This window comes from Falsibacillus pallidus, assembly GCF_003350505.1.
Classification (GTDB): domain Bacteria; phylum Bacillota; class Bacilli; order Bacillales; family DSM-25281; genus Falsibacillus; species Falsibacillus pallidus.
Genome location: NZ_QQAY01000031.1, coordinates 1 through 10,791, shown reverse-complemented (window position 1 = coordinate 10,791; position 10,791 = coordinate 1). Strand labels below are relative to the sequence as shown.

Genomic DNA, 10,791 nt, shown 5'->3' with positions numbered 1-10,791 from the left:
TCCATAAAAGTCATCCTTTCATAAAGATTTCTTTATGGAAGGATAACGGATTTCACCCAATATTTACACCTTTTCGCTTAACTTGACGGCTATGGAACCTGTCCCCCTGTCCCGGGGAAATAGCCTTTCCCTCTTGCTTTCTTCCTGCATATGATAGTTTATAAAAGCATTTAGAAAGGAGTAGTGTTAATTGAATTATGAGATTTGTGCACTTTTGAGAAGAGGGGGTGTGGTTTCTTGTTTTTTAACTGATTCCAATGGCGATCCATTGGATCCATCCGCTATAATATGTGAAGAAATTTCCAATCCAAACGGTCGGGAAAGTGTCACTGTGATGCTTCCCACCGGACAAGAAACGGTGCTGCAGAAGATCAAACTTCTCAAGTCCGGTTTTGTTGTTGTCCAAGTCACCAACGGAATCGAAACTTGTATTTCAAATCCTATTCCGTTTAGTCAGGATGAACAATTTCTAATGTGTGCTCCCGACGGCACAAAAATTAAGTGTATGGTTAGTGATTTCAAATGTACTGCCCGCATAGTTTGCCGCAATGGGATTTACCAATCAGTGGATATCAAATTTGATATTTGCCAGAGCATCCAGACTGTAACTGATGCGGTTATAGAATTGTCCGGAGAATTTTGTACACCGAGGGAAATTATCACAAAGAGCTGCGTGAAATATGTTCTCCCCCCTTCATGTGATGTTTTTGAAAAAAAGGATGTTGAGAACCGCCGTGACACACCAAAAATTGAGCCTTCTCCCCTTCAGCAAGTGGAGAGTTTCTGTATCAAAACAGAAAAAGTATACGACTGGATTTTGCAGCTTTCTAAGGTTGAATTAAGAAGATCCGCAGATGAGGCGCCATTCAATTGCAACTTCACTGTCTGCGAGATTGCTTTATTTGTGCCTGCAGATATAGTTTGCGAGAGAACGTTATCAGGATTCGTTGCATGTGATGGAATACGGGTTGGCGGAGTTCCTGTTACATTTACTGCTACTTCTGGAGCCATAACTTTTTCTCCTAACCCGACCATTACAGATGCATTCGGGAATTTCAGCACAATCGCAACTGTTGAAGAAGGTACAAATCCAACTGATATCACCATTACCGCAAGCGCCACAGTCGGAGGGGAAAACGTATCTAATACGCTTCCGACAAAGATTCAATGCCTTGCAGAACCTTGTATCTTATTTTTATTCGGTCCCGAATCTATTTCCTGCAATGGGGTAGTGGATGGCCGCGTAAGGTGCGGCAACACGGTCATCCCTGAGGTACCAGTAACCCTTACGGCAAACCCGCCAATTGTAACATTTGATCCTAATCCTGCCACTACCGGAATGAATGGCAACTACTTTTCAGGTGTCATCGTTCCCCCTGGCACTCCTCCCACAGATGTCGAAATAACTGCATCAGCTACTGTGGATGGGCAAATGCTCTCGGCATCCATCACCGTTAATGTTTCCTGTGCAAGCAATTGTGTAATGACGCTGCAAGCTGATCCATTGATTACGTGTAGTGGTGAAATAACCGGGACATTGTTCTGCAACGGATTGCCTGTAGGTGGTGCCGAAATCTTCTTCAGTGATTTCCCTGCTATCGGCACTTTCTCACTCAACCCCACCACGACTGAAGCAGATGGTTCGTTCACCACCACATTAACCATTCCTGAGGGAACCCCACTTTTATCTACAGCAATAACTGCAACAACAACAGTATTGGGGCAGCCTGTTTCAGCTAGTATTGGTATTCAAGTGGAATGTATTACACCTGATTGCACTTGCAAATTCCGTATAGGTGTTTCCGGAGGATCTGCCCCTGCGAATGTAGATATTACGATTGGAGGAGCTCCATCATCCTTATCTGGGACAATAAATGTGACAGCAGTTCAATGCTTCACAGCAGCTCCAATGTGTAATCCGGCGGTTGACAATTTCAACGTAACATTTGGCTCAGGCGGAAACACAATTAATTTCATAGTTGGTAGACGAATTGAAATAAACTGTGATGATGGTACGTTTGCACGTGTACGAGGCACAGCAAGAGCAACTGGAAACACTTTACCAACAGGACTATACGAAGTGACCATTACTTTAACCATTACTGGCTCTATCGGACACTGGACCGTTGATGCCACAGATTTTATGGGGAACACCTTTTCAACTGCCTTTACATCCCCATTGAGTCCAATCACCTTTATTGGCGATTGCAGTGACAGACCATAATGGGGACGCAGGGACAGGTTCCTTGTCCCACCCCCATTCCTTTAATCTACTACACTATAACTATGCATAATCAATCAGTTCATAGATGGGACGAGGAACCTGTCCCCCTGTCCCGTCAGATACCGCATAAATACGTCTTTTACCATTAATATGTTTTCGACTTTTAGTAATCTATTCCCTTTGACGGAGGAATATCCGCAGACTTCTTCGTACAGCATGGGCGACCCCGATCCTACTGTGTAAACTTGCTCATTCCGCAGAGTTTCTCCGTTTATTCTGATGTCGGATATCACTCCATCACGAAATGTCCACTCCAAACCCGAGAACGCCAGTGAACCTATCGATATTCCATGCGGACGGAAGCCGTTGCCATATACTAGCTTGCTTGTGATTTCTTCTTTCAAACTATCTGCTACCAATCCAGCGATTTGATCTCCGGTCAGCTCCATCAACACCGGGGAGTGCATACTTTTGCAGACAGTCAGTACATCCCCTTTTGTGATTTCGCCGGTACCCAACCCTTCTACGGCAGCTCCCCCATACATAATTCCAACCTCAGCCTCCCAGAAGCTGCGGACGCTTTCCGCCATCAGTTGAACGACATCCCTGTGCGACAGCGGTTCACTCGATTCGAACAATACTTCTGATAAAAATTCATCCGTTTCCTCGCGGCCCTTTTCCACGATGGCTTCCATATCCAGATCCGCCTCCGAATCTGAGTGGATTTCTACTAATTTCCCATCGTATGCCTCAATCTGATGCTTTCCATTTTCAAAATTCACTTCCAGCTTCAGTTCCCCCACAAATTTTCCGTGGGATCCTGCCTGGACGATCAACATCCCAGATTCCATAACAGGAGTCTGCAGAACTGTATGACTGTGCCCGCCGACAACCACATCCACTAAGCCGATCAATTCCTTTGCGTTCGTTAAATCAGCTTCATACCCCAGATGCGAAAGAAAAATAATGAAATCCGCACCTTGTTCTTTTAATTCCGCCACTGCATTCTTGACTGCTTGAATGGTATCCAGATTCCGAAACCCATGCTTATTTTCATAAAGATCCCCGAATTGGTCTGTGGCCCCGAAAAGTCCAATCTTCATCCCGTTTTCTAAAGTCATCATAAGGGTTTCCCGCATACCGCCAATAGGCGTCCCATCACCCTCAACGAGATTCAACATCAACCATGGCACAGGCGTCTCGAGACTATGCTCCCTTATCAAATCAGGCGTCGAACGAAGCAACTCATTATTCCCAACAGACATGGCATGATAGCCCGTCTCTTTAAGCATGTTCAAATGAAGCTTTCCCCTAGTCACCAGACACTCATTGATGCTCATATCCAAATGATCCCCGCCATCAACCAATAAATAACTCTCACCACGAGCCTCAAGCTCCGCCACACGCCTCTTAATATAAGCAGTCTGCCTGACAGCCTGGTCATACTCAGCATGAAGATCATTCGTATGTATAATCGTCAACCACTTCTTCACAAATATTCCTCCTCTATCGGGACATGGGGACAGGTTCCTTGTCCCACTCGCTAACACTTCAATACTTAACAAGCACTTTTACAGGATTTATTTTTCCGTCACTCAATTCTCTAAAGCATTTAATTAACTCTTGTTTGTCGATTTCTAATTCAAACAATTTACTGACAGAGAGGTTTCCCTCTTTCACCCTATTAAAATACCATTCTGCGTGTTTATGATAATTCCAGCCATCACTGGATCCTACAATTTTCAATTCCTTCTCATAAAAGGGTGGGTGGAGTTCAAATTTCTGTTTATTTCCATCAGATAGAATGCAAATTTCTCCATGTGTCTGAACTGATTCCTGCAGCGTTTGAAAAGCTTCATTGTAACCGGAACACTCGATTCCGAAATTGTAATCTCCGTCCGTGCATTCAGTGGAATCATGATAAATACGATTGGCACCCAAACGTTTGGCTAACCCAACTCTTGTTAGATCTGGATCCAATACATCAATGTGCTGAACCTTGCTATATTCCTTCAAAAAAAATACCGTCAGCAAACCCATTGTCCCCATGCCAGATACCAATACCTTATCTGTCGGTTTCGGATTCAGCTTAAGGACACCTTTCGCAGCATCACAAGACAATATCGCCAGTAAAGCATCTGAATAATGGATGTCCTTTGGAACAGAAATCGCTTTACACTCTTTTACAATTCCATAATCCTTGTGGCCAAAAGATGCAACCACTCTGTCTCCCGCTTTGAAAGAAGAAACTTCATTTCCGACCCTTATTACTTCTCCATAATTTTCATATCCGGTTTCCTTTGGGTAAACGGGAGCTGTTTCAGTCAAATCCGTCTCCATATATTGCGGTAGTTCAGCCCCGATACTAACTGCTCCTGCAATCGTTCTTACTAACATCTCATCATCATTAAGTTCATCCAAACTCTTTGTCATCCACCTTAAATCCTTCTTTCCAACCAAAACTAAAGAATCATGTTCCATTCCGTCACCTCCTTGCCGGGACAGAGGGACAGGTTCCTTGTCCCACCACTCTCCATTCATTTTGTAATCCACAACCGGGACAATGAACCTGTCCCCGCGTCCCACCTAATGACAATTATTTCAAAGTATTCAAATTAATACAATGGTTTCTCGTGTCAAAAAAAGGATTACACCTATTCAAAAAAGAATACAATTGACACAGGGATACTTGTTCTGCCCATCTTCTACACGCGAAATAATTTAGTGGGGGAAAGAGAAATGGATCATAGTAGATTAGTTGTAGAGAAAAAAATAAGGTGGGTTGCAGCAGCAATGATCACTCTTTGCTTATGTATGACCCTTATCCCGATCTCTTTGTTTGGCTATTACAAATACAACGTGGGGGTACTCAAAGATGAAACCTACACTCATTTATCCACAGAGGGATATTCAGAGGATGATATCAAGAACGTTCAAGTGGTAATGAAAAAAATACCGTTACTATCTACTTTGGTGGAATTCACGGATGAACAGGGTGTGATATATTGGTACGACAAAAAACAGGGGGAAATCGTTCAAATCGGCATATATGAATCACCTGGCATCCCCGAAGAACAACATTTCAAACACCTTGAATAACAGCAGGGACAAGGGGACAGGTTTTCTGTCCCCTTTTCCCTGCTGTTTTCCTAGCTCTAAACCAGGTAACGGGACGACAAACCTGTCCCCCCGTCCCACACCAAACTACATTCAATTTATACATTCTCTTTACTGAGGGTTAATATTCAGATGGTAGGATGGGGGTAGCAGCAAGAAACAAATGAGGAGGTAATATGAATGAATGTGCGTGCAGTATTTATTGATATGGATGGTACATTGCTGAATGCCTCAAACTACATTTCCCGCCGAAATTCTGAAGCAATTCACAGCCTAGTTTCACAAGGGGTGATGGTCTTTCTAGCCACTGGCCGCCACTATGAAGTCACCGCTCCCTACCATAAAGAATTGGGATTACAGACCCCCATGATCTGTTTAAATGGCGCTTCCATACATGATGGAGATACAGGAAAAGCTATGCAAATGAAAACAGTACAGCTGAACGATGAACGCTTTCACCAGTTGACAGCTGAAAGTCCTTGCAATGTCATTGTCCACACAGCAGATGGACTCTTTTGTAAAGAATCAAATGAAGAAATCGATTATTGGACGGAAATCGGAAAAGTCGAACCGAGGTACATTGGAGACTTAAGAAAAACAGCTTATCAAAATGTTCTTAAATATAGTGTTCTTACGGGTTCACCAAGTCTTGAACTATCAGCTATGTTTAACAAGGAAGCAGAAGTCATTGATTGGAATGACGGGTTTGAATTGATTGCTACCAATGTTTCCAAATGGGCGGCGATTAAAAGCGTGCTTATCGAAAATGGAATAAGTCCAAGTGAAGCAGTAGCCATTGGCGATGGACCCAATGATATTCAAATGCTGAGCCAGATTGGCACCGGAGTAGCCATGGGGAACGCCAGCGAACAAGTCAAAGCAGCAGCAGATTTTGTAACAGGTCACCACGAACAAGACGGATTAGCCCAGTTCATCGAACGCTTTCTCCTAAAATCATATGCCATATAAGCGGGACATGGGGACAGGTTTACTGTCCCTATTGTCATGTGCATGGCCCACACCCAAGCAATGGGACGAGGAACCTGTCCCCGCGTCCCATGTCCCTCCGTCCCACCGGCCCACATCACTTCAGGTTGAACATCCCTTTGCCGGTCTCCATGCTGATAGGCAAGGAGGAATGTTCATGCGTGACCTTCCACTCTCCATCCGCTCTTTTGAGTCCGAATGTAAATCGGTTGGTCATTTGACGCAGCTTTTCGTCAGCTGCATTATGCGCCGCAAAGGTCACATTGCTGTGGATAAATGCAAGTTCACCGCTCTCTTCAATAACCGTATCCGAAAACAGTACCTTCAGAGTTACCTCTTCCGCCTTCAGCCCATTGAACCAATCTACCACAGATGCTCTCCAACTCTCAGCCCCTTCGCATTCCCACTTGCCCCAACAGTCGAATATGTGGACATCTTCTGCATAAGTCGAAACAAATTTCTCGACATCCTGCTCATGAACCGCCTTTTGATAATTATCCAAAACATCTTGAACCTTTGTAAAAACTGCTTCCATACACATTCCTCCCATCCCTTACATCTTTATAACTTCTATAAAAATTATTCAAAACCTGTTCCCGATCAAATTGTTAGTTAAAAATTTCAAAAAAAAGTTGAAATTTTTTCATCCTATCGACTAATCAACACCTCTTCAGAATCACTTACTACCCCAAATATGCCCGCTCACCACACTGAGACACTTCTCCTTTAACATAGAGATAAAATGATCTTATTCCCTCTAAAAAGGGCTTTAAATGCATATTTATCCCCTTTTAACAGTTCCATCAAAACCTCTTAAAAAGGGCATTCCCCCTGAAAAATCGAATTATATAAGTATACAAATTTTTAAAAAATGGAGGAAAACAATGCACAATTCCGAAGATATTTACAGCCATTCCGATGTACTAAAAATGCTCGATTCACTCCTGCGTGAACCCGCGCCATTCTGGAATGAATTCTACACAAACCGAGAGAAGAATATCCCTTTCTTCGCCAATATTCCGGATGAAAATTTGGTGAGCTATTTTGATAGTGGTCTACTTACGCCAGGAAAAGTACTTGAACTAGGAGCTGGTCCAGGCAGGAACGCTTTCTACTTAGCACAGAAAGGCAGTGAAGTAGATGCAGTGGACCTGTCGAAAGAGGCTATAAAATGGGGGAAAGAGCGAGCATCAGAATCAAAACTGCCAGTCAACTTCATTCAAGGGGATATTTTCGAGCTGGAAATTGAGAAAAATTCCTACGATATCATTTATGACTCAGGCTGCTTTCATCACATTGCTCCACACCGGAGAATGAGCTATCTCGACTTGCTTCAGAAAGCCTTAAAACCAGGCGGATACTTTGCCATCACTTGTTTTGCGGCTGGCGGACAATACGGCGGATCTGAAATATCCGATTGGGAAGTCTACAGATTGAGAAGTCTAAAAGGCGGATTAGGCTACACGGAAGAACGGCTAAAAACCATCTTCAGCGGCTTCCAACTGATCGAAATGCGCAAAATGGAACCCATGGAAGAAGGAAATCCCACATTCGGCATCCAAGACATGTGGACAGCCCTCTTCCAAAAATAATGGGACATAGGGACAGGTTCCTTGTCCCGCCAAGCCCCGCGTCATCCCAACACACAAAAAAGCTGGAGCAAAAGATTGTCCAACGACAACCTTTTGCTCCAGCCCCACTCAACAAAAACAGGGACAGTTAACCTGTCCCCTTGTCCCACGGCGGCTCTATCAACAAACAACGGGACGCGGAACCTGTCCCCGCGTCCCACCATATTATCCTCTTCCACCCATGAATGCCGGGTATTTGGTCATTCCGCCGTCGACGAATAGGGTGATCCCTGTTACATAGCTTGCCTGTTCGGATGCGAGCCATGCGGCGACATTGGCCACTTCTTCCGGCTTCCCGATGTAGCCCATCGGAATCATGCTTTCAACTTCTTTGCGCTGCTCAGGATCGGCAAATTTCTCGGCGTTGATCGGCGTATTCATCGCCCCTGGTCCGATGTTGTTCACGCGGATGCCTTTTGGCGCGTATTCAAGCGCAAGCGTCTCTGACATCAATTTGATCCCGCCTTTACTTGCCGCATAGTGGACAAATTTAGGCCATGGGATAACCTCATGCACACTCGACATATTGATGATATTGCCTTTCACTTCATTTTCCACAAAGTATTTCAGCGCTTCCCTGCATCCCAGGAAAGCCCCCGTCAAGTTCGTATCGAGCACCTTATTCCAATCCTTAAGCGGCATTTCGTGAGAATCGACCGGATTTTCGATTCCGGCATTATTAATAAGGATATCAAGCTTGCCGAATTCCTTGACCGCCGTCTGAATCAAATTAACGACGTCCTCTTCCTTCGTCACATCCGCCTGGCAAGTAACCGCCTCACCGCCGGCCTTCTCAACGTTCTCCTTCACTTCATCCGCTTTCTCCGGCTGATTGTAATAATTGATGACGACTTTCGCCCCTTCTTTTCCAAAACGCTCTGCCATCGAAGCGCCCAGCCCCGTTGCAGCTCCCGTAATTACAACTACTTTTCCTTTTAAATCTTCATACATAATAATTCCTCCTTATCGGGTTTTTGCAATTCCAAGTAAAACAGCACCAAGCACAATGAAAATACTTCCGATGATGATGCCGATCAATTGCTTCTTCGTTTTCTTCTCGCCTAAAAGAATGATCCCGCCAAAAGTCGCGATGATAATCCCCATCTGCGAAAGCGTGAAGCTCGTTGCCACTCCGACTTTCGGCTGTGAAATGAATAAAAACAGATTCCCTGTCGCCCAGATCAACCCAGGGATGATATTTTTAATCGCGTATTTATTAAACGGCTTATGCCTGAAGGTCAAAAGAATTCCACCGATGACCATCCCGACAGCCTGAGGCAAGAGCGCAGACCAGCTATTGATATCAAAAAATCGAATGACGACGACATATACCAAATAGCCCGCGGTTGAAATCAATAAAATGAAAATACCTTTCTTCAGCTGACCAGGATTCGAATCATCGTCCTCACCTTTCAGACTTGTTAAAATCGTCCCGATGATAATGGAAAGAATCGCCGCTGAACCCAGGATGATTGTCATTTTCGTTGACCATTCATGGAAAACAATCACACCAAACAACGCGGTTGCGACCAGCTGCATACCGGTTGAAATCGGCATCGTCTTGGAGACGCCCATCAACGCGATGCTTTTGAGCTGATTGCTTTGCCCAACGGCCCAGAAAACCCCGGAAATCGCTCCGATTAAAAAGATAAATGGAGACATGGCCGGATGCACAAACAGAAAGATGACAATGGAAAAAATCAGCGCTCCAAACGTCGTCCCAAGCGTCTGGCTATACGGTCCACCTCCAAGCTTTACATTAAAAAGCACAATGCTCCCCCAACACAGCGATGGGATCAGAGCCAACAAAATATCCATAAAACCTCTCCTTCAAGTGACAAAAATGGCGGAAGCTATGTACAAATAAATACCCTTTGAGAATATATTCTCCCATCCTTTGCTATACATACGATTTACCCAAAAATTTTATCCTGAAACAGGGGCAATGGACCTTTCATCGGGACATAGGGACAGGTTCCTCGTCCCACACCGCCTACCGCTCCACTATTATCACCACTGCATCGCCACCCCTTAACGAACACAATTTGGGACGAGGAACCTGTCCACGCATCCCATTCTCTATATGACTCGCACGGGTAGTATGATTAATATTAATGCTTTATAATGAAATGAAGGAGGTGAGATAAATGGAAAAGCAAATCATTGGAATGCTTGCAGAAATTCAAAGTGAGATGAAGGCATTTCAAAGACAAATGAATGAAGTTCAAAGTGAAATGAAGGAGTTTCAAAGCGAATTAAAAGAGACTCGTGCTGATGTCAATAGCATCCAAAGTGATTTAAAAGAGACTAAGTCTGCCGTAAAGAAACTGAGTGAAGATTCATCTATTACACAACGAGATATAAAAGACATTAAACAAACAGTCCACCGAATCGAAACAGCACAAACAGAAGATGTCATAGCCATGTTAAAAGTAACAAGCAAAAACTCCGAATCTGACTTTCATTACTTAAACACAAGAATAACCAATATCGATAAGCGAGTATTCAACCTTGAAACCAGAACAGAACGTTAATCTCCATCAAAGAAAATAACGTTGATGGCTATTAACTTCTACCCACAATTCTATCCTCAACACAGACTCACACTAAAATGCCTCGCCATTTCTTTTAAACTTCTTCCACACCATAAAAACCCTAAAACCAAAGCCAGCCCCCCTGCTGCAAAACCACAGGGAGACTGGCTCATTTTGTTTTATTTGGGACATGGGGACAGGTTCCATAGCCGTCAAGTTAAGCGAAAAGGTGTAAATATTGGGTGAAATCCGTTATCCTTCCATAAAGAAATCTTTATGAAAGGATGACTTTTATGGA

10 protein-coding genes are annotated in these 10,791 nt (G+C 43.9%); 5 read left to right on the top strand and 5 right to left on the bottom strand.

Going from position 1 to position 10,791, the window contains the following annotated elements:
- Positions 1-190: 190 nt before the first annotated feature.
- Complete coding sequence (locus tag DFR59_RS20455) at positions 191-2,224, top strand: BMQ_0737 family morphogenetic spore coat protein (RefSeq protein ID WP_245948547.1); 2,034 nt, start codon at positions 191-193, stop codon at positions 2,222-2,224.
- A gap of 74 nt (positions 2,225-2,298) precedes the next feature.
- Here DFR59_RS20455 and DFR59_RS19855 read toward each other — a convergent pair whose 3' ends face one another.
- Positions 2,299-3,717 carry a bifunctional metallophosphatase/5'-nucleotidase gene (locus tag DFR59_RS19855; RefSeq protein ID WP_158538450.1) on the bottom strand — a complete coding sequence of 473 codons (1,419 nt, stop codon included), beginning with the start codon at positions 3,715-3,717 and terminating at the stop codon, positions 2,299-2,301.
- 58 nt (positions 3,718-3,775) lie between these two features.
- Positions 3,776-4,705: an alcohol dehydrogenase catalytic domain-containing protein gene (locus DFR59_RS19850; protein ID WP_114747403.1), complete on the bottom strand. Its 930-nt coding sequence runs from the start codon at positions 4,703-4,705 to the stop codon at positions 3,776-3,778.
- Between the two features lie 258 nt (positions 4,706-4,963).
- Between DFR59_RS19850 and DFR59_RS19845 the strand changes: the two genes are divergently transcribed.
- A complete protein-coding gene (locus DFR59_RS19845; RefSeq protein WP_114747402.1) occupies positions 4,964-5,323 on the top strand; it encodes a hypothetical protein in 360 nt (119 codons plus the stop codon).
- 198 nt (positions 5,324-5,521) lie between these two features.
- Positions 5,522-6,310, top strand: coding sequence for an HAD family hydrolase (locus DFR59_RS19840; protein ID WP_114747401.1), 789 nt, complete (start codon positions 5,522-5,524; stop codon positions 6,308-6,310).
- A gap of 115 nt (positions 6,311-6,425) precedes the next feature.
- On the opposite strand, the gene DFR59_RS19835 is transcribed toward DFR59_RS19840, so the two are convergent.
- Positions 6,426-6,863: a YybH family protein gene (locus DFR59_RS19835; protein WP_158538449.1), complete on the bottom strand. Its 438-nt coding sequence runs from the start codon at positions 6,861-6,863 to the stop codon at positions 6,426-6,428.
- A gap of 349 nt (positions 6,864-7,212) precedes the next feature.
- Between DFR59_RS19835 and DFR59_RS19830 the strand changes: the two genes are divergently transcribed.
- A complete protein-coding gene (locus DFR59_RS19830; RefSeq protein ID WP_114747399.1) occupies positions 7,213-7,920 on the top strand; it encodes a class I SAM-dependent methyltransferase in 708 nt (235 codons plus the stop codon).
- A 204-nt stretch (positions 7,921-8,124) separates the two neighbouring features.
- On the opposite strand, the gene gdh is transcribed toward DFR59_RS19830, so the two are convergent.
- On the bottom strand, positions 8,125-8,910 hold the full coding sequence (gene gdh, locus DFR59_RS19825) for a glucose 1-dehydrogenase (protein WP_114747398.1): 786 nt from the start codon (positions 8,908-8,910) through the stop codon (positions 8,125-8,127).
- Positions 8,911-8,922: 12 nt separating this feature from the next.
- On the bottom strand, positions 8,923-9,777 hold the full coding sequence (locus DFR59_RS19820) for a GRP family sugar transporter (RefSeq protein WP_114747397.1): 855 nt from the start codon (positions 9,775-9,777) through the stop codon (positions 8,923-8,925).
- A 329-nt stretch (positions 9,778-10,106) separates the two neighbouring features.
- Between DFR59_RS19820 and DFR59_RS19815 the strand changes: the two genes are divergently transcribed.
- Entirely contained in the window at positions 10,107-10,493 is a 387-nt protein-coding gene (locus DFR59_RS19815) for a hypothetical protein (protein WP_114747396.1), read from the top strand.
- Positions 10,494-10,791: the final 298 nt, after the last annotated feature.